Source organism: Paraburkholderia sediminicola, from assembly GCF_046026675.1.
In the GTDB taxonomy this organism is placed as follows: Bacteria; Pseudomonadota; Gammaproteobacteria; order Burkholderiales; family Burkholderiaceae; genus Paraburkholderia; species Paraburkholderia sediminicola_F.
This window is the reverse complement of record NZ_JAQQEY010000002.1, coordinates 4,089,821-4,109,695: the sequence shown is the minus strand read 5'-3', so window position 1 is coordinate 4,109,695 and position 19,875 is coordinate 4,089,821. Positions and strand designations below refer to the sequence as shown.

Here is a 19,875-nt window from a genome sequence, read left to right as displayed (position 1 = left end):
TTTGTGAATATGCAGTGAGATCGTAATTTTAGGAATTGTCGGATAGTGGAGGTGGAATGCTCCTTATAGGGTGCTTAGGCTTCAACCAAGTACAACTAATAAGGAAGACTATGAAAAACAACAGAGTTACTGGTAATCCAGCAGGCATGGAGGCCCGCCTGCTGGCCGCATTCATGTTGCTTATGGTCGCGTTTGGCGCCAACGCGGCTGATTGCAACGCGGTGTGGACCGCAACCGGCGCAAAACCGGGCTCGCCCACCTGCCGGTGGGATGCGTACGCCGGCGTACCAGGCGGCATGCAGTACTACAACTGCGTTAGTTTGCCGCTTATCGACGCGTGGTGCGCGACACCAACTACGGAAGAACCAGAAGCGAGTTGTCCCGTCGCTGATCCCGTGTACCCGGGAAATGGTGCTGTCACCTTGACTGAGGCAGACTTTGTCAGTGGCGACGACATTCCGATGCTGTTCACGCGGACCTACCGATCCAGGTCACTAGGTACTTCCGCCACGGCGATGGGACCGGTCTGGTTCCATCGCTGGCAACGCAACCTGGGGCTCGCGAGCGCTAATAGCGGTAGCTCGTCCAAAGTGCTTGCGTATCGCGAGAACAGTGAACCTGTCACATTCCACTGGTCAGCGGGCACTTGGCGTACGGCGGGCTTTACCGGCCTGGCGCTCGCACAGAACGACTCCGGATGGACACTGACCGATCTCAAGACCGATACCGTTGAATCGTATTCGGCCCAAGGCGTGCTGCTTTCGGAGAGCCTGAAGACAGGATTTATCCGAACGCTGACCTATGACGGCTCAGGGTTGCTGACCACGATCACGCAGCATGCAGCAGGCACGGATGCGAACAATGACATCACGCTTCGCCTCGACTATGACGACAAGAACCGTCTATCACGCCTGAACGACCCTTTGGGTCGCATGACGCAGTACGGGTATGACGCGAATGGCAATCTTGTTTCGGTTACCTGGCCTGATGGCTATGCGCGCCTCTATGTCTACGACGACACCCGCTTCAAGAATGCGCTGACGGGCGAAATCGACGAGGCGGGCAACCGCGTTGCGACGTGGAGCTATGACGCCCAGGGACGTGCAGTGGGGGTTAGCCATCCTAATGCCACACAGAACGTGCAGTTCGCCTACAACACTGGCTCGACCGTTATCACCGGTAGCAAAGGTGCGACCACGCTGAGTATGTCGTCGGTTGGCGGGCTACTGCGACCTACCGGGACTACCTCCGCTGCGGGCAACAGCAGTTCGACGTGGGATGCGTCTGGCAATCTCTTGAAAGACGTAGACGCAAGCGGCGGCACTACTGAGTACAACTACGACGACACTGGTCGGCCGGTTCGGGCGGCAGTAAAAAATGCGTCAGGCACATCGATCTCCACGATCCGCTACGCCGATGCAACCAGTTTGCGGCCGTCGATGATTGCATCGCCGAATTTGATCCAGTCGTTCGTCTACGACGCACGCGGCAATACGACGGGGATCGGTGAGACTCCGACCCGTGACGCGACCGGCGCAAGCGGCTTTGATGCGCCGAAGAGCGACGGCGTAACGATGGCGTACGGGATGACATACGACGCGACCAATCGGCTTGCGTTTGTTCAGCAAATGGCTGATGGGAAAGTGGTGGGGCGGTGGCAAGTCACTCGCGATGCTACGGGAAACGTGTTCTCAATCTACCCGATAGAAGAGAACGTTGCCAGCGAAGCAATTTCGCGCGACGCCGCGCACCGTATTGAGTATGGCTATAACCCGACCGGTGACTTTGCCCTGCGTTACGACCGGCGTGGACGTATCGATCTCTTCAAGTTCCAGGAGTATGCGAGTCCGGCGAATGGCGGTATCCGGCGAGTATTCAAGGTCAGGTTCGGGTATTCACCGGACGGCCAGGTCGTGTCACTTACAGGCACGGTCGCAAAGAATGGCAGTCTGCTTGACCTGAACGACGGTACTGACATTCCAATCAGCAGTGAAGAAATTAACCAGTGGATTGACAACTACAACTATGGCGATTCGCCGGTAGGACCGCCGGCCAATTTCCAGGGCGCACGTCAGCTTCTTGGTGATTCTCTTCTTGCTACGTCGACTGTGTGCAGTAGCTGCCATTTTTCTGTGGGGTTGATTGACGGCGCCGCGCGGGGTATTTATTTTGTCTGGCGACTCATCCAAAACCCGGCGGTCAGATACGGTATTGGTCAGGGTGCGAGGAAGGCCGCAGAAAACTGGGAGCGCATCAAGGAGATGTGCAAACCTGCCGCGGAGACGGAGATTGATGGGATTCCGCCGGGGCGGATCAAGTCTGAGTACAAGGACATTACAGTAGGCGACAGCGTCCGTAACATTGAGACTGACGTGGGCAAGGCCGAATTCGAGGCGAACTTACGTAATGATGGCTGGACACAGTCGCTCAGCAAGGATGGCAAGATGGATATCTTCACAAAGGATGGGAACCGCTATGGTGTCCGGGATCAGTCAAATCAGGGCCAGCCTACGGCAGACTATTTTCCTGCCGGCTCGAAAGGGGCAACGGTAAAAATCCGCTTGGGTGGCCAATGACAAATATTGATTTCATCCACGACCGCGAAATCTTCACGTCGCTTTGGCAGCGCGCGTGTGAGTGCGTGCGAACACTTGCAACGATTCCGGCTTCGGACTTGCTTCACTTTGATTCTTCAAACATTGGCACGCAGGTTTTTCAGAGCTTTATTCGAGACGTCGCGAACTTGAAGGGAGCGGGTGAATTTGCTGTGATCGTTTTGAACCCTGATCCGTTCAGCTACTTTCATTTCCATTTTGGCAAGTATCCGGGATTCATTGTTACGGCGCACCACAGCGATGACGACTTTATCGACATACTGATGATGGACCCCGGAGATAGTCCGGCCGACGCGATTGGCTTCTATTCAGAGCGGTATGTCGTCTTGCCGATTTCGGGCGAATGGTTCATGTATGCCGATCGGGCATGGGATGGAGGCACTGGTGTCCTGACAGGTCCGCCTGACGTGATGACGTTCGCCAAGGAGTCTTTCGCGTTCTACGAGAATCCAGACTAGGCTTCAGCGCCAGACGGTTTACTCCAGATAGAGGGCGGCTTCAGCCGGTTGCCAGGCAGGCTGACGGATGCATCGAGTCGGCAGAATGCATTTGCATCAATGCCTTGGCACGGTTGTGGGCGTGTTATCCACAGCCTTGATCACAAATTATGTGGACAACTGGGGGCGGGGTGTCCCGCCTGCGACGGCGGGTTCGCTATTCCAGCTTTTTTCGTGGCCGGCGGCGAGGTGATGAGTGATGCTTACTCATCAACCGGGACTGGATATTCCCGCTGCTTCAGCTACTTGGCTGGGATGTGCGGCGGTTGTCCACAGGCTTGCCAACATTTTATGGGGACAAGTTTTTTGCGCGCGGCGCCACGGTTCTGTGTGCCTACGACGTTGGAAAACAGAAGAAGCCCAACGCCGCAAGCGCGCAACTCATGTCGTCGCCGAAGGCAAAAGACTCCTTAAGCCTTCAACACCGAAGCCGCCACATCTTCCCTCGACTGCACCTGCAAAACTGCATCCCGCTTGTCCAGCAAGTGCTGCCGAAGAATCGCGCTCAACTTCTTCCCATCCCGTGCCTCGAGCGCCTTCAACATTTCATCATGATCATGAATCGCGCTATCCCACTTGGGGATCTGAAAATTCGACCGGAACCGCAACGCCTGCAGGCGTCGATTAACAGCGACATAAGTCTGCCGCAGTGCTGAATTCCTCGCCGCCTCATTGATCTTGTCGTGAATCGCCTGATTGCGGCTGTAATACCCGGCCAGGTCGTTCTGCGTCCGGCAAGCCAGCATCGCGTAATGCAATGCCTTGATCTCGGCGAGCTCTGCAGCCGTCATCCGCTCCGCCGCCAGTTCGCCGGAAAAAGCTTCAAGACCACTCATCAGTTCGAAGGTCTCGCGCAACTCCGCTTCCGACATCTTCGACACCGACGCACCGCGATTCGGCGAAATCTCGATCAGCCCTTCCGCAGCCAATACCTTCAGCGCTTCCCGCAGCGGCGTGCGTGAAATCCCAAGCGTCTCGCACAACTCGCGCTCGTTCAGTTTCTTGCCCGGCTCGAGCACCCCCTCGACGATAAAGCGGCGGATGTGCTCCACCACCGTGTCGTGCAAACGCTGACGTTCAACCCTCGGCATCAGCGGAGAAGCGGCCACACCCGCATCGAAATTCGAATTTTGCATACAAAAGCCCTCAACACTGTGTTACGCGTGATTTTATCGGAAGCATGCAGATTAGTTAATAGCACGGGTAAACACCGGTGTCAGAGGCCAATTTTCGCCTTGGGATCATCGCGGATCATCTGATATAGTTTTTTGCATGCAAAATTCAATCGGAGGAGCCCAATGCTCAAGCTAGACTTTCATCCCGCTGGCCGCCACTTTCTACAGATCCCGGGTCCGAGCCCGGTGCCCGATCGCATTCTCCGTGCGATGAGCTACCCGACCATCGATCACCGCGGCCCCGAGTTCGGCGAACTCGGTCTGAAGGTGCTCGAAGGCATCAAGAAAATTTTCAAGACGCAGCAGCCGGTGGTGATCTATCCGGCCTCCGGCACCGGCGCGTGGGAAGCGGCGCTGTCGAACACGCTGAGCCCCGGCGACAGCGTGCTGATGTTCGAAACCGGTCACTTCGCGACGCTGTGGAAAAAGATGGCGGAAAGCCTCGGGCTGAAGCCGGAGTTCCTCGGCCTGCCTGGTATTGAAGGCTGGCGGCGCGGGGTTCAGCCGGACATGATCGAAGAGCGTCTGCGTGCCGACACGCAACACACGATCAAGGCGGTGTGCGTCGTGCATAACGAAACTTCCACGGGCGTCACCTCGGACATCGCCGCCGTGCGCCGCGCAATCGACGCCGCCGGTCACCCGGCGCTGCTGCTGGTCGATACGATTTCGGGCCTCGCCTGCGCCGACTACCGCCATGACGAATGGGGCGTCGACGTCACCGTGTCGGGCTCGCAAAAGGGTTTGATGCTGCCGCCTGGCATCAGCTTCAACGCGATCTCGCCCAAGGCATTGGCCGCCAGCAAGCAGGCCAAGCTGCCGCGCAGCTTCTGGGACTGGACCGACATCGTCGAGATGAACAAGACCGGCTACTGGCCGTACACGCCGAATACGAACCTGCTGTATGGGCTTCACGAGGCGCTGGAGATGATCCTCGGCGAAGGGCTCGACAACGTGTTCGCCCGTCACGAGCGTCTCGCCGAAGCCACTCGCCGCGCGGTCCGCGCGTGGGGTCTGGAGATTCAGTGCGCGGATCCCGCTGTGTATAGCCCGGTGCTCACCGGCGTGATGATGCCCGAAGGCATCGATGCCGACGCCGTGCGCAAGCTCATCTACGAACGCTTCGACATGTCGCTTGGTACGGGCCTCGGCAAGATGAAAGGCCGCATGTTCCGCATCGGCCACCTTGGCGACTGCAACGACCTGATGCTGCTGGCGACGCTGGCCGGTTGCGAAATGGGCCTGCGGCTTGCGGGTGTGCCGCTCAAGGAAAGTGGCTTGCCTGCCGCTATGGAGTGGTTGAGCCAGCCGACCAAGGCCGCGGGGCTGAAAGCGGCGGCTTAAGCGACGGGGTGCCACGCGCATCGGTGCTCGCCGCATCGGTGCGCCAGCGCATCTGCGCAGCAGGCAGCAAGTAACAGGCATCTCGCAGCAAAGGAAGGCGGGGAGCACTTCCCTCAAGAAGCCGCGCGTAGAACGCGGCCCCTGAACAAGATGCGATGTTCCCGCAGCGTAAGTCGCTGACGGGCGACGAAGCAGCGCGCCATTCCAGGCGCGCTGCCGATAGACTGCAATGGAGAGAGACGATGAAGCGGTTTCGTGTGAGCAGTGCGACCAGTATCGTTCTAGTGATGCTATGCATCATGTACTTCATCACTTACCTGGACCGCGTCAACGTCAGCACCGCGGCCGCAGGTTTCGGCAAGGAGTTCGGCCTCTCCCATACGGAAGTGGGCCTCGTGTTCTCTGCCTTCGCTTATCCGTATCTGATTTTCCAGATCATCGGTGGCTGGGTCAGTGACCGCTTCGGCGCGAAACGCACGCTGATTTTCTGCGGCGCTATCTGGGGCGTCGCGACTTTGCTGACCGGCCTCGCCGGTGGCCTGGTTTCATTGCTGGCTGCACGCGTGTTGCTCGGTTTCGGCGAAGGCGCCACGTTTCCCGCTGCTACCTCTGCAATGGCGCGCTGGGTCGCGAAAGAAAAGCGCGGCTTTGCGCAAGGTATCACCCACGCAGCATCGCGTATCGGTAATGCGGTTGCGCCAGGGTTGATCGTGCTGGTGATGGCTACCTGGGGCTGGCGCGAATCGTTCTATATCTGCGGCGTGTTCAGCTTGCTGTGGGTCGCGGTATGGTCGTTCACGTTCACCGAACATCCGAAAGATCATCCGCGTATCACGAGCGAAGAACTCGAAGTCCTGCCCGCGCCGAAGCCGAAAGCGGCCGGCGTGCCGTGGGGCAAACTGTTTCGCCGCATGTGGCCGGTCACGATCGTGTACTTCTGCTACGGCTGGACCTTGTGGCTGTTCCTCAGCTGGATTCCGCAGTACTTCCTGCACAGCTATCACCTGCAACTGCAAAAGTCGGCGATCTTCGCATCGGTCGTGTTCTTTGCCGGCGTACTCGGCGACACGCTCGGCGGCATCGTAACCGACTGGATCTTCACGCGGACCCGCAGCCTGAGGCGTGCCCGGAGCTGGATGGTATCGGTGTGCATGCTGTTCTGTCTGCTCTCCCTCATTCCGCTGATGTTCACGCACAGCCTGTATCTGTCGATGGCGTGTCTCGCCTCAGGCTTCTTCTTCGCCGAAATGACGATCGGCCCGATGTGGGCGATTCCGATGGACATCGCGCCGGAATACTCGGGCACCGCGAGCGGCATGATGAACACCGGCTCGGCATTGGCCGCGATCATCTCGCCGGTGGTCGGCGGATTTCTGATCGACTACTTCGGCAGCTGGGAGTTGCCGTTCGTCGGCAGCATGCTGTTGATGGCGATCGGCGTGGTGCTCGCGTTCCGCATGCAGCCGGAAAGCAAGTTCGAGCTTAACGCGGCCGATGAAGCGCACGCTACGACCGGCGTGGGTGCGTAAGCAGACTCCGCACGGTTCCCTCTCTTCGCCTTTAAAGCAATGACAACATTACTGACTCAACGTCTCGCCGACGCGCGCCGCAATCACCTGATGCTCGATACGCTGCCGTCGGAGCAAGCGCCCGCCGACAGCGCTGCCGCCTACGCGATCCAGCACGAGACCCTGCGCCTACTGGACGCGCCGATCGGCGGCTGGAAGATCGGTGCGAAGTCCGACAGCGGCCCGATCCAGGGCGCACCGTTGCCGGCAAACGATCTGCATGCCGACGGCGCACGGTTGCCGCGTGAAGCCTTCGCCCCGCTGGGACTCGAACTGGAGATCGCATTCCGCTTCGGTCGCCGCTTCGAGCCGTCGACAACGCCCTATAGCGAAGCCGACGTGCACGCAGGTATCGGCTCGATCGGCGCGACCATCGAGATCGTGGCGAGCCGTTACGCTGACTGGCCCAAGGTTGACAAGCTCTCCCAACTCGCGGATTTGCAGAATCACGGCGTGCTGATCGTCGGCGAATTTACGCCGTATCGCGAGGACTTTCCATTTGTGACGCCGTCGCTGCATTTCAGCTTTGAAGGGCGTGACGTGGTAGCGACGACGCCCGCCAATCCTGCCGGTGATCCGCGGCGCCTGCTGACATGGCTCGTCAATCACGCCACGTCGCGCGGTATTGCGGTCACACCGGAGATGGTCGTCACCACCGGTTCGTACACCGGCATGTTTTTCCCGCAGAGCGCGGGCACAGCGAGCGGGCGTGTTGAAGGGCTCGCGCCGATCAGCCTGACGCTGTACTAGCCCGCTTTCCTATAGGCCGACGATATGACGAACCCCACTTCCGCTTTACTCGTCAAGCCGATCCATCTGGTGCCCTCCGCGGCACGGCTGATGTCGCCGCTCGCGCAGCATCTGCGCAAGTCGTTGCGCGGCGACGTGTTGTTCGATGCGGCGAGCCGCGGCCGTTATTCGACCGATGCGTCGATCTATCAGATCACGCCGATCGGCGTGGTGGTGCCGCGCGATCAGGACGATCTGCGCATCGCGCTGGAGATCGCACGCAGCGAGAAAGTACCGTTGCTCGCGCGTGGTGCAGGCACAAGCCAATGCGGCCAGACTGTCGGCGAGGCATTGGTGATCGACACCAGCAAGTGGCTGAACAACATCGTCGTATTCGATGCCGACGCGCGTACGGTGACGGTCGAGCCGGGCGTCGTGCTGGACCATCTGAACGCATGGTTGAAGCCGCATGGCCTGTGGTTTCCGGTCGACGTCTCGACGGCAGCGCAATGCACGATCGGCGGAATGGCGGGCAACAACTCGTGCGGCTCGCGCTCGATCGAATACGGCAATATGGTGCACAACGTCGAAGCGATCGACGCCATTCTCGCCGACGGCAGCGAAGCACGTTTCGCCTCGTTGCGCGAGGCGCCGCAAGGTGCGCGCTTGCAGCAGATAGTCGAAGGCGTGAAGCGGATTGCTGAGCGAGAGCATGCTGAAATCGTCGAACGCGTGCCGAAAGTTTTGCGTCGCGTCGCGGGCTACAACATCGACGTGTTCGATTGCCAGAACCCGCGCGCTTATACCGACGACGGCATCGCGAATCTCGCGCATCTGCTGGTCGGTTCCGAAGGCACGCTCGCGTTCAGCCGGCAACTGACGCTGAAGCTCGCGCCGCTGCCGACGCATAAGACGCTTGGCGTGGTCAACTTCCCGACCTTCTGGCAGTCGATGGATCTCACGCAGCACATCGTCAAGCTGAAGCCGGTGGCTGTGGAACTGGTCGATCGCACGATGATCGATCTGGCGATGAGCAATCCCGCTTTCCGTCCGGTGGTCGAGAAAGCACTGGTCGGCGAGCCGCAAGCCATCCTGCTGGTGGAATTCGCAGGCGAGGATCGCGACCAGCAACTCGCGTCGCTCAAACAACTCACCGAACTGATGGCCGATCTGGGCTTGCCCGATTCGGTCGTCGAGATGCCTGCCGCGAACGAACAGAAGGCGCTGTGGGAAGTCCGCAAAGCCGGGCTGAACATCATGATGAGCATGAAGGGCGACGGCAAACCGGTCTCCTTCATCGAAGATTGCGCGGTGCCGCTCGAACATCTGGCGGAATACACGAGCCGTTTGACCGAAGTGTTCCACCGGCACGGCACGGAAGGCACCTGGTATGCGCATGCGAGTGTTGGCACGCTGCACGTGCGGCCGATTCTCGATATGCGGCGCGACGGCGCAGTGAAGATGCGCGCGATCGCGGAGGAAGCAGCGGCGTTGGTGCGCGAATACAAGGGCGCATATTCCGGCGAGCACGGCGACGGTTTGTGCCGCGGTGAATGGGTCGCGTGGCAATACGGGCCGCGGCTGAACCAGGCGTTCACCGAGATCAAGGCGCTGTTCGATCCGGACAACCGCTTCAATCCCGACAAGATCGTGCGTCCGCCGAAGATGGACGACGCACGCAATTTCCGCTTTGCGCCGGGCTACGAAGCGCAGCGGATTGATACCGCACTCGACTGGTCCGCGTGGAACGTTGAACGCGATCCGCTGACGGGGCGGGAGACGCTGCCGGGCAGTGGCAACGATCTGTCGGGCGGTCTCGCGAAGGCCGTCGAGATGTGCAACAACAACGGCCATTGCCGCAAGTTCGACGCGGGCACCATGTGCCCGAGTTATCGCGTGACGAAAGATGAGCAACATGTGACGCGAGGACGTGCGAACACGCTGCGTCTCGCGATCTCGGGGCAACTCGGCGAAGCAGGACTCGCCAGCGACGATGTCAAGGACACGCTCGACCTGTGTGTCTCGTGCAAGGGCTGCAAGCGCGATTGCCCGACGGGTGTCGACATGGCGAAGTTCAAGATCGAGGCGCGGGCGGCGCGTGTCAAACGGCATGGACTGCGTCTGCGCGACAAGCTGGTGGCCTTCATGCCGCGCTATGCCGCAACGGCGAGTCGCGTGCCGGGCTTGATGGCATTGGCCGACAACGTGCCAGTGTTGTCGGCGTGGTTCAAACGCTCGGTGGGTTTTGCGCCTGAACGTACCTTGCCGCGGTTCAAGAAATCGTTCCTGGCGAGCGCGTCGGCGGCCAAACCGCCTCAAGGCGGTGCGCTGAAAGAAGTGCTGTTGTTCGTCGACACATTCAACAACAACATGGAGCCGGAAAACGCGCGCGCCGCGCTGCAGGTGCTGGAGGCTGCGGGCTACACGGTGCACTTCAATACGCGCCACGGCGAGCGCCCGGTGTGTTGCGGCCGCACTTTCCTCGCGGCGGGTTTGGTCGATGAAGCGAAGCAGGAAGCGCGGCGCATGCTCGATCTGTTCAAGCCGTTTGTGGAACGTGGCGTGCCGATCGTCGGGTTGGAGCCGTCGTGTTTGCTGTCGTTGCGCGACGAGTTTCTGCACTATGGTTTCGGCGAAGAAGCGCAACGTCTTTCGAAGCAGGCGTTTCTATTCGAAGAGTTTCTGGTGCGCGAGGAAAAGGCCGGGCGCTTGCAGCTTGCGTTGAAGCCGTTGGCGAAGGAGCAGGCGCTCGTACATGGCCACTGCCATCAAAAGGCCTTCGACGCGTTCACTCCCGTGCAAACCGTACTGAACTGGATTCCTGAATTGAAGGTGTCGACGGTCGAGTCGTCGTGCTGTGGGATGGCGGGCAGTTTCGGTTACGAAGCCGAGCACTACGCGACATCGCAGGCAATGGCGGAACTCTCACTGCTACCCGCGGTGCGCAAGATCGACGGCAATACGGTAATGGTCGCGGACGGCACGAGTTGCCGACATCAGATTCATGATGGCGCAGGTGTCGACGCAATCCATGTGGCGCGCGTATTGGCGATGGCTTTGCAGTGAGCGCGGTTGGCCCCGGTTGGCCCTTATGCCGCGCCCACCACCTGCCGATACGCCGTCGGCGCCACGCCGACGCTTTCACGAAAACGATGGCTGAAATGGCTGGCGTTTGCATAACCGCATTGTTCGGCGACTTGCGCGAGCGGCAGTCTCGTGGTGCGCAGTAGCGTGCGTGCGCGTTCGAGCCGTTGCTGCGCGATCCACGCAGCAGGCGGTAGTCCGAACGACGTGCGGAACATGCGCGCCAGATGAAATTCCGAGAGCGCCGCGACACCGGCAAGCTCGCCGAGCGTGAGCGTTTGCTCGAGATGGTTCTCGATGTAGTCGCGCAAGCGCCGCCGGGTCGCAACCGGCAGCCCACCCTTGAGCGACATATCCGTGCGACGCACGCCTTGTGCGCGCAGCAGCAGACTCAACACCTCGTGCGCGGTTTCATTGGTCCGCAGCAGGCCATCAGGATCCTGCCAGTCTTCATTCGCGAGTGACTGACACAGGTACGCGATGCGGGCGTCTTCGAAATAAGTGCGATCGGCCAGCGTCAGTTCGCGTGGCTCGCGATCGAGTTCCTGCACAGCGCGCTGCGTGAAGTGTTCGGGCAGGAAGTAGAGATGCATGAAATGCATATGGCCGCGCACCCACCAGCGCGACTCATGCTCGCCGGGCAACGCGCAGAGCCGCGACGGCGCGCCGTAACGCCCGGGCATTTTCTGACGCTCGGTGCGATAGCCGCCGTCCAGATAGCACGACAGCGTGTGATGGCCGGGTCGGTCATAGACGGTCTCGGCTTCCTCAGTGTCGCGGGTCCAGACGGCAATGGCGAGTCGGTCGCCGAGCCACGCGAAGCGTTCGAGATTCGCGTTGGCGCTCTGCAGCGTGTGACAGACCGACTGAAGGCCGAACGGCGTTTCGGTGGATTCGATCACGGTGGCGGGCGGTCTGGCGTTCACGGAACGAGCGGGATGCATTCGATGACAGGATAAGCGTCAGTATAGGGCGAGCGATTGCCGGCCGCTCAGGCCTCCGAAAAAGTGCGCAATCCTGGACAAGTGCGGCCGCCGGCGCTGCAGCATAGTTGGGTTTCCGCTTTTTGCTGCTGCAGCCACTGCCATGAACCTTTCGCTTTATGCCGTCACCGTGCTGATCTGGGGCACCACGTGGATCGCCATCAAATGGCAACTGGGCGCGGTGCCGCCGCCAGTGTCGATTGCGTGGCGTTTCTGGATCGCAGCGCTGGTGCTGTTCGCGCTGCTGCGCATCATGCGCCGGCCGATCTGGCCGCCGCGCGCCGCGTGGCGCTTCCTCGCTGCGCAAGGCCTGGCGCTCTTCTGTCTGAATTTTCTGTGCTTCTACTATGCCGAGCAGGTGGTGCCGAGTGGCCTCGTTGCGGTGGTGTTCTCCACCGCGCCGCTGCTGAATTCGATCAACGGCCGGCTTTTCATGGGCCGTCCTTTGCAACCGTCGGCGATTGCCGGGGCGGCGTTGGGGCTCGTCGGCATCGTGTGCCTGTTTGTCCAGCAGATGGCAGGACACCTGGGCGACCACACGGTGTGGTTGGGACTCGCTATCGCGTTCCTTGGCACCTTGTGCTTTTCGGCGGGTAATCTGCTGTCGAGCCGGATGCAATCGATGGGCTTGCACCCGTTCGCCACCAATAGCTGGGCCATGCTGATCGGCGCCGGCGTCTTGACGGTGGGGAGCGCGCTGGCCGGCTTTTCTTTCTCGATCGAGCCTGATGCGCGTTATCTCGGCGCGCTCGCTTATCTGGCGATCTTCGGCTCGGTGATCGGCTTTACCGCGTACCTGATGCTGGTGGGGCGCATCGGACCGGAGCGGGCCGCCTACTGCACCGTGCTGTTTCCGATTGTGGCGCTGGCGGCGTCGACGGTGTTCGAAGGCTACCGATGGTCCGCGTTGGCGGTGCTCGGGCTCCTGCTGGTGGTGGCGGGGAATCTGGTGGCGTTCGATCTCACGCGGCGCATTTTTGTGCGGCGGGTGAGGACTTCCTGAGGGCGCGGTGCTTGGCGTCCAACTGCGCTTCCTTGGGCGGCTCCGCGAATGCCGGCGCTTTGAGGCCGGCGCCTTAATCCGCGGCCGCCCACTCCGGCCGCTTTCCCGTGCTGTCGAACAGTTCGAGTATCGTCGCCTTGACCTTCTGCACGGCATTGCTGAGTAGGGCTGTGTCGCGCCAGCAGAGTGACAGATCGCGCGAGAACAGCCGGTGATCGACCTTGGCAAGCTTGAGCTTGTGCTCATCGAGTTCGACGTGAGCGGCCGTCCACGGCAGGATCGTCACGCCTAGCGTGGCCATCACCGCCGCGAATAGCAACGCGGTAGAACTGGCCTCGAACAGAATCTCGCACGGTAGCCCGGCTTCGCGTAGCGCCCACTCGACGCGGCTGCGAATCGTATTCGGCGCGCTCGGCAGGATCAGCGGCATGCGCGCGAGTTCGGCGACCGACACCGGCTCGCGCGGCATCTGAAATTCCGGCCACGCAATCAGATAGAGCGCCTCGGTGAGCAGCCTTTGCGCGGCGACCCCGCGCGTTTCGACCGCGTCCACCACGACGGCCAGATCCACCCGCCCGCGACCGATCAGACTGCCGAGCTCCGCGCTCGGTGCTTCGAGCAACTCCAGCGCGATGCCGGGGTAACGGTCGCGGATCGTCCGTGCAAGCGGAATCGCCATCATCCGCGCGGTGCTCGACGGCATCGCGACCGACACTCGGCCCTGCGGCAGTTCGGCGTCCTGGCGCAGCAGCTCGCGCGTGCTGTCGGCCTGCCGCAGCAACTCGATCGCATGCCTGTAAAGCGTTTGCCCGGCTGCGGTGGGCGCCACGCCCTGCACGCTGCGCTCGAGCAATTGCATCCCCAGATCGCGCTCCAGATTGCGCATCTGCTGGCTGATCGCGGGCTGCGCGATATGCAGCGCCTCGCTCGCGCGAGTGACGTTGCCGCACTCCACCACTTTGACGAAATACCGCAGTTGCCGCAGGTCCATGCGCGTCGCTCGCTCCTTCATCCCATAACGAAATCCGATTGAGCTAGAGAAATATCATATTTTTCCATTATCGAGCGCGTTCTTATACTCAAGCCACAAAAAACCGAAGCGTGCCCAGCCGTGAGCTGTCCGGCGTCGCTTCAAAACGGCCGGCATCTGTCGGCTAGGAGATGAGCATGTCCAAAGCGATCGCTGCATCGGCGGCCGGGCTGAAGCCCCGGCGCACACCTCTCACCCGCGAGCAGATCGGCGGCTTCTGGGCGGTTTACTCGGGATGGGTGCTGGATGGGGTGGATTCGGTGATCTACGCGCTGGTGCTGATTCCGGCGCTCACCGAGTTGCTGCCCGTCTCGGGCATTGCCGCGACGCCCAGCAATCTCGGCATGTACGGCTCGATCCTGTTCGCGCTGTTTCTGATCGGCTGGGGGTTGTCGTTCATCTGGGGGCCGCTCGCCGACCGCTTCGGGCGGGTCAAGACGCTGGCAGCGAGCATTCTCATCTACTCGGTGTTCACCGGCGCCGCGGCGTTCGCGCACAACGTCTGGGAGCTGGCCGCGTTCCGATTGATTGCCGGCATCGGCGTGGGTGGCGAATGGGCGCTGGCGGGTACCTATGTTGCCGAGAGCTGGCCGGAAGATCGCCGCAAGATGGGCGCGGGCTATCTGCAGACCGGTTACTACGTCGGATTCTTCCTTGCCGCCTTGTTGAACTATACGGTCGGCGCGACGTATGGCTGGCGCGCGATGTTCCTGTGCGGTCTGGCGCCGGCGTTACTCGCGATTTTTACGGTGCTCAGGGTGAAGGAGCCGGGCCAGTGGCGCAAGGCCACGCATGGCGTCGGGCAGACGAACGCAGCGGCGGTGGCGAAGCGCCGGCCGCTGATGGAGATATTCGCGCCGGCTTATCGGCGTCGTACGTTGACGAGTGCGAGTCTCGTGGGCGTCGCGATTATCGGCTTGTGGGCCGGGTCGGTCTACGAAGCGAGCGCGGTCGTGACGCTGGCGACGCGCGCCGGTATCGACCGCGTCGGCGCTGTGCATCTCGCCTCGATCGGAGCGGCGTTGCTGTCGGTCGGGACGATCCTCGGGTGTCTCGTCGCACCGTGGCTGGCGGAAAGACTGGGGCGGCGCACGGCGCTCGGGGTGTACTTCGCCGGTATGGCCATGTCGATCGTATTCGCCTTCGGCTGGGTCTTCTATCTGCCGAACGGACTCAACCTGTTCATGGTGTCGCTGCTGTTCCTCGGCTTTTTCGGCGGCAACTTCGCGATCTTCTCGCTGTGGCTGCCGGAGCAATACCCGACGCGGATACGCGCTACCGCGTTTGCCTTCAATGCGTCGGTGGGCCGCCTGCTTGGCGCCGGTGTGAACTTCCTGCTGGCTGCCGCGATTCATTGGCAAGGTTCGCTCGGGCTGCCGATTGCGTGGACAGCGGCGGCCTTTGTGATCGGCCTGCTGATCTTGCCGTTCGCTGTCGAGACCCGTCATCAGACGTTGCCGGAATAGCGCCTTGTTGAGCGCATTGCTCGTGCTATCCGCGTCGGTCCTCGGACACTGCGGGGATAGCGCAAGTGCATCACTCGGGCTATCCGCAACCGTCATCAATTCGTTGGAGAACTGAATGCAAGCGTTACAGGGAATCAAGGTTGCCGAACTGAGCCGTGCGCTGTCGGGGCCGTTCTGCTCGATGGTGCTGGCCGATCTCGGCGCGGACGTCATCAAGGTCGAACCGGGTCCTGGCGGCGACATGAGCCGAACCTGGGGCCCGTTCGACCGGGGCGTAAGTACCTACTATCTCTCCTGCAACCGCAACAAGCGCGGCGTGTGCATCGACTTTCGCAACCCGGAAGGACTAGCCACGATTCACCGGCTGATCGACGACGCCGACGTGGTGATCGAGAACTTCAAGCCTGGCACCATCGAGAGCATGGGGCTCGGTTACGACGTGCTCAGCGCGCGCAATCCGCGGCTGGTGATGGGCAGCATCAACGCGTTCGGCTCCGATGGTCCGATGAGCAGCTGGCCGGGCTTCGACCAGATCGCGCAAGGCTATTCCGGCCTGATGAGCCTGACCGGTTTCGCCGACGGCGACCCCACGCGCACCGGCACTGCGATCGGCGACCTAAGTTCGGGCATGTGGCTCGCGATGGCGATACTGTCGGCGTTATTGGAGCGTGAGCGAACCGGACGTGGCCAGCATGTGAGCACGTCGTTGCTCGCGAGTCTGGTGGGCCTGCTGAGCGTACATGGTCAGCGCTATCTGAGCCTTGGCGACATTCCACACCGTACGGGCAACGCGCATTCGGTGATCGCGCCTTATGGTGTATTCGAAACCGCCGACGGCCCGCTCAACATTGCGCCGATTACGTCCGACATGTGGTTGCGCTTGTGCCAATTGCTCGATTTGCCTGCGTTGCCGGACGATCCGCGCTTCGCGACCAATGAGGCGCGCGTCGCGCATCGCGATGAATTGAAGGCTGCGTTGGAAGTGCGGTTGAAGACGCGTGGCAAACGGGAGTGGACAGAATTGTTTATCGGCGTGGGATTGCCTGCCGGCCCGATCCATACCTTGGACGAAGTGTTCGACGATCCGCAAGTGCGGCATTGCCGGTTGGTGGAAACGGTCGGGCATCCGACGCTCGGCGCGTTGCGCCAGGTCGTGACGCCGGTGTCGAGTTCAGCGGTGACGGGCGAATCTTCGCGTCAGGTCAGCCGGCATGCGCCGCCGGGCTTGGGCGAGCACACTGTCGATGTATTGCGCGAGGCGGGTTTCGATGAGGGTTCGATTGAGGCATTGATTGCCACTAAAGCGGTGCACCAACAGGGCGAATATTTGCCGCCGGAAAAGGCTCGGGAACGCGCGGCTGGCGTTGCGCTATGAGCGCCGACACAAAACTCGAAACGTGGATACGGGGAGCGCGCACCAAGCACGCCGCGAAACTTGGAGTACGGAGCGGGAATTGTCCAATGAGCGGGCCACAAACTTTGGAACATGCAGCAGAGGTCACACGATGAACACACCGAACGCATCGCCGTTTGCGGTAACGGTCGATATAGTGGATGAACGGATTGCACGCTTGACGTTCAGTCATCCTACCCGCCGGAATGCCCTCAGCGCGGAGTTGTTGCACGCGCTCGACTCACACCTTGTCAATCTCGCGACACAGCGCATACCGGTCGTGATACTTGGCAGCGGCGTCGGGCAGGACGTCTGGAGCGCGGGCCACGATCTTGGAGAGTTGGCGGATGACCGTGATCCGATTGCCTACGGCAAGCCGTTGGAACAGGCGTTGCGCCGCGTGCGCGCTTACCCCGGCGCAGTGATCGCGATGGTGTCGGGCTCAGCATGGGGCGGCGCCGTCGATCTGGCGATGAGTTGCGACCTGGTTGTTGCCGACGAAAGCGCGCGGTTTTCGATGACGCCGGCGAACATTGGCTTGCCCTATACGACGAGCGGCCTGCTGCGTTTCTTCAACAATCTACCGATTCATGTGCTGAAGGAAATGTTCTTCAGCGCGCAGCCACTCGATGCAGCGCGTGCCGAGCGTTTTGGCGTGGTAAATCGTCTGGTCGACAGCGACAAACTTGAAGCAACGGCGCTTGAAATGGCGCGCGGAATCGCAAGCAAGGCACCCTTGGCGATCCAGGCCGTGAAGGAACAACTGCGGATACTTGAAGACATGCAACCGATGCCCGTGCAGGCGATGGAACAGATTGCCGAGCTACGCCGGCAAGCATGCGAAAGCGCAGATTTCAGCGAAGGGCTAGCAGCGTTTTCAGAAAGACGGTCACCGACGTTCAGGGGCAAATGAATAAGACGTTCGCCAGAGCGAAAGACGTTGGTTGAGCGGAGCGTTTCAAGCAACGGTGATGTTCAGAACGATCGCGCCTGCACCGCCAGCACCAAAGGTGAGTCTTTCCGGGAGCAAAAAATAAGCGGAAGACGTCATCGGTGAGCTTTTTCGGGAGCGAGAAAAGCGCGAAGCGCGCAACCTCAAGCATTTCGCCGGCAACCGACATGCGCCAAAACGTAGCGGGTGGTTTTTGTGAAGTACTCTTCGGCGCGCGCAGCGCCGCCGGAAGAATGACGCCCTTGTCACCATCGCATGCAGGGGCACGAACCCAGATTCCAGATGCACCACTACCCGCAGCAGACCACGGTGCCCACTTAGAATTAGCGGTTTAAGCCGCTTTCTTTTGCCTACTTTTCTTTGCGGCAAGCAAAGAAAAGTAGGTGCCGCCCCGCACAGGGGCAACGCTAATAGACCACAAACAAAACAAGGAAAGGCACCAAAGCCAGAAGCACGGACAGCAAGCGCCGCGCAGGCAAACAACTCAAGAAAAGCCCAAAAATCCAGATCAAAGAAAAGCTCAACGCCGCGGACGCACAGCCACAACCACAGGTGCACACGCCGCCAGCCCCGCCGCACCGGCATAAGTCACCAACCCCATACCAGCCACCCACCACAACGCCACCGCCACATGCGGCGCCAAAATCGTCGCCGCCCCCGCCATCGCGACCCCGACAAGCCCTCCCGCCTGCCGCAACGCGTTCAACAATCCCGAGGCCACACCAGCCAACTCACCAGGCACCTGTTCCAGCACGGTCGAAATCATCGGCGGCACCGACAACGCTGTCCCACCACCGAACATCACCATCGCCGCATAAGTAAAAAACCAAGGCGCGCGCCATTCCAGGCTCATTGCCATCGCCGGCACCGCAACAGCAGCCAGCACGAGCCCAGTAGTCATGAACTGCGTCGCAGTAAACCGCCCATGCAACCTACCCACCACCACATTACCGATCGACAAACTCCCCGCAAGCGGCAAAAGCGTAAGCCCAATCTGCCGCGCATTGAACCCAAACTCGCCATGCAGATAAAGGCTCAACTCAAACAACAATCCAAAGTAGCCAACATAAACAAGCGTCCCCATCGCATTCATGGTCACGAACATCCGATTGCGAAACCACTCAACCGGCACCATCGGATGCCGCGCACGCCGCTCGACAACAACAAGTGTCAACGCTGCCAGTACGGCGAGCAACGCCGCCCCCCACACCTCTCGCGCAGCAATCCCACGCGACGGCAACTCAATCGCCGCATAGCAGAGCGCGCCCAGTGCGACGATGCTCGCCAACTGCCCGCCCCAATCGAAATGGCGGCCGACGCTGCGCGTCGAATGACGCACTACGACCCATGCGCCCGCGAACGCAACCAGCCCGGTCGGCACATTGATCAGAAACGCACTGCGCCAGCCGAACCCTTGCACAAGGAGCCCACCCAACACCGGTCCAATCGCCGCCGCGACCGATGCAATCCCAGCCCATGCAGCAATGGCGCGCCCACGTTCAACGGGGTCCTCAAAGGTGCTGCGCACGATGGCGAGCGATGCCGGCAGAAACAACGCCGCACCGCTGCCCTGCACGAAGCGCGCGACTACCAGTGCGCCGACGTTCGGCGCCAGCCCGCAAGCCGCCGAGGCCGCGACGAACAACGCGAGGCCCCACAGATACACCGCCTTCGCGCCGAAACGATCGGACGCGACGCCGCCTGCGAGAATCAGCGCGGCAAAGCTCAGTGTGTAAGCATCGACGATCCACGCGAGACCGCCCACGGATGCGCCCAGGCTAACGTGCATCGCGGGCAGCGCGACGTTGACGATGGTGGTGTCGAGCACCGCCATGAACATGCCGCTCGCCACCAGCGCGAGCGTCAGGCGCGGACGCCTGGCGGCCCGCTCCGTGTCGGCAAGCTCGGTGGGCAGCGATTGTTCAGCGGCGCATTCAGTCATTACACATCCTCGGGCTGGACTGCAATTGAATCGATCGACGAAGTCTAGTCACATACACGCATGCAATAAAGCAGTGATTGCGCATGTGTATGAT

General features: G+C 61.1%; 14 protein-coding genes. 10 read left to right on the top strand and 4 right to left on the bottom strand.

The features are described from left to right. The first annotated feature begins 110 nt into the window (after positions 1–110). Positions 111–2,576 carry a DUF6531 domain-containing protein gene (locus PQQ86_RS37995; protein WP_408279185.1) on the top strand — a complete coding sequence of 822 codons (2,466 nt, stop codon included), beginning with the start codon at positions 111–113 and terminating at the stop codon, positions 2,574–2,576. After that, a complete protein-coding gene (locus tag PQQ86_RS37990; protein WP_408279183.1) occupies positions 2,573–3,073 on the top strand; it encodes a hypothetical protein in 501 nt (166 codons plus the stop codon). Before PQQ86_RS37995 ends, PQQ86_RS37990 begins: the two co-directional genes overlap by 4 nt. A gap of 449 nt (positions 3,074–3,522) precedes the next feature. On the opposite strand, the gene PQQ86_RS37985 is transcribed toward PQQ86_RS37990, so the two are convergent. Beyond that, positions 3,523–4,248, bottom strand: a complete 726-nt coding sequence (locus PQQ86_RS37985; RefSeq protein WP_408279181.1) for a GntR family transcriptional regulator — start codon at positions 4,246–4,248, stop codon at positions 3,523–3,525. A gap of 162 nt (positions 4,249–4,410) precedes the next feature. On the opposite strand from PQQ86_RS37985, the gene PQQ86_RS37980 reads away from it, so the two are divergent. From PQQ86_RS37980 to PQQ86_RS37965, 4 genes are all read left to right on the top strand, one after another. Beyond that, positions 4,411–5,631, top strand: coding sequence for a pyridoxal-phosphate-dependent aminotransferase family protein (locus PQQ86_RS37980; RefSeq protein WP_408279180.1), 1,221 nt, complete (start codon positions 4,411–4,413; stop codon positions 5,629–5,631). A 242-nt stretch (positions 5,632–5,873) separates the two neighbouring features. Beyond that, positions 5,874–7,160, top strand: a complete 1,287-nt coding sequence (locus PQQ86_RS37975) for an MFS transporter (RefSeq protein WP_408279178.1) — start codon at positions 5,874–5,876, stop codon at positions 7,158–7,160. A 39-nt stretch (positions 7,161–7,199) separates the two neighbouring features. Beyond that, positions 7,200–7,949, top strand: coding sequence for a 2-keto-4-pentenoate hydratase (locus tag PQQ86_RS37970; protein WP_408279177.1), 750 nt, complete (start codon positions 7,200–7,202; stop codon positions 7,947–7,949). A gap of 24 nt (positions 7,950–7,973) precedes the next feature. Next, a complete protein-coding gene (locus tag PQQ86_RS37965) occupies positions 7,974–10,994 on the top strand; it encodes an FAD-binding and (Fe-S)-binding domain-containing protein (protein WP_408279175.1) in 3,021 nt (1,006 codons plus the stop codon). Between the two features lie 23 nt (positions 10,995–11,017). On the opposite strand, the gene PQQ86_RS37960 is transcribed toward PQQ86_RS37965, so the two are convergent. Further along, entirely contained in the window at positions 11,018–11,938 is a 921-nt protein-coding gene (locus PQQ86_RS37960; RefSeq protein WP_408279173.1) for an AraC family transcriptional regulator, read from the bottom strand. Positions 11,939–12,098: 160 nt separating this feature from the next. Here PQQ86_RS37960 and PQQ86_RS37955 point away from each other — a divergent pair, with 160 nt between their 5' ends. Further along, positions 12,099–12,998, top strand: coding sequence for a DMT family transporter (locus tag PQQ86_RS37955; protein ID WP_408279170.1), 900 nt, complete (start codon positions 12,099–12,101; stop codon positions 12,996–12,998). A 73-nt stretch (positions 12,999–13,071) separates the two neighbouring features. Here PQQ86_RS37955 and PQQ86_RS37950 read toward each other — a convergent pair whose 3' ends face one another. Continuing rightward, positions 13,072–13,989: a LysR substrate-binding domain-containing protein gene (locus PQQ86_RS37950; protein WP_408279167.1), complete on the bottom strand. Its 918-nt coding sequence runs from the start codon at positions 13,987–13,989 to the stop codon at positions 13,072–13,074. Between the two features lie 176 nt (positions 13,990–14,165). Here PQQ86_RS37950 and PQQ86_RS37945 point away from each other — a divergent pair, with 176 nt between their 5' ends. The 3 genes from PQQ86_RS37945 to scpB all read left to right on the top strand — a co-directional run bounded on the left by PQQ86_RS37945 (position 14,166) and on the right by scpB (position 17,800). Further along, complete coding sequence (locus PQQ86_RS37945; RefSeq protein WP_408279164.1) at positions 14,166–15,494, top strand: MFS transporter; 1,329 nt, start codon at positions 14,166–14,168, stop codon at positions 15,492–15,494. 115 nt (positions 15,495–15,609) lie between these two features. After that, complete coding sequence (locus PQQ86_RS37940) at positions 15,610–16,869, top strand: CaiB/BaiF CoA transferase family protein (protein WP_408279162.1); 1,260 nt, start codon at positions 15,610–15,612, stop codon at positions 16,867–16,869. Between the two features lie 130 nt (positions 16,870–16,999). After that, entirely contained in the window at positions 17,000–17,800 is an 801-nt protein-coding gene (gene scpB / locus PQQ86_RS37935) for a methylmalonyl-CoA decarboxylase (RefSeq protein WP_408279159.1), read from the top strand. Positions 17,801–18,359: 559 nt separating this feature from the next. On the opposite strand, the gene PQQ86_RS37930 is transcribed toward scpB, so the two are convergent. Next, entirely contained in the window at positions 18,360–19,781 is a 1,422-nt protein-coding gene (locus tag PQQ86_RS37930) for an MFS transporter (RefSeq protein WP_408279156.1), read from the bottom strand. Positions 19,782–19,875 lie beyond the last annotated feature (94 nt).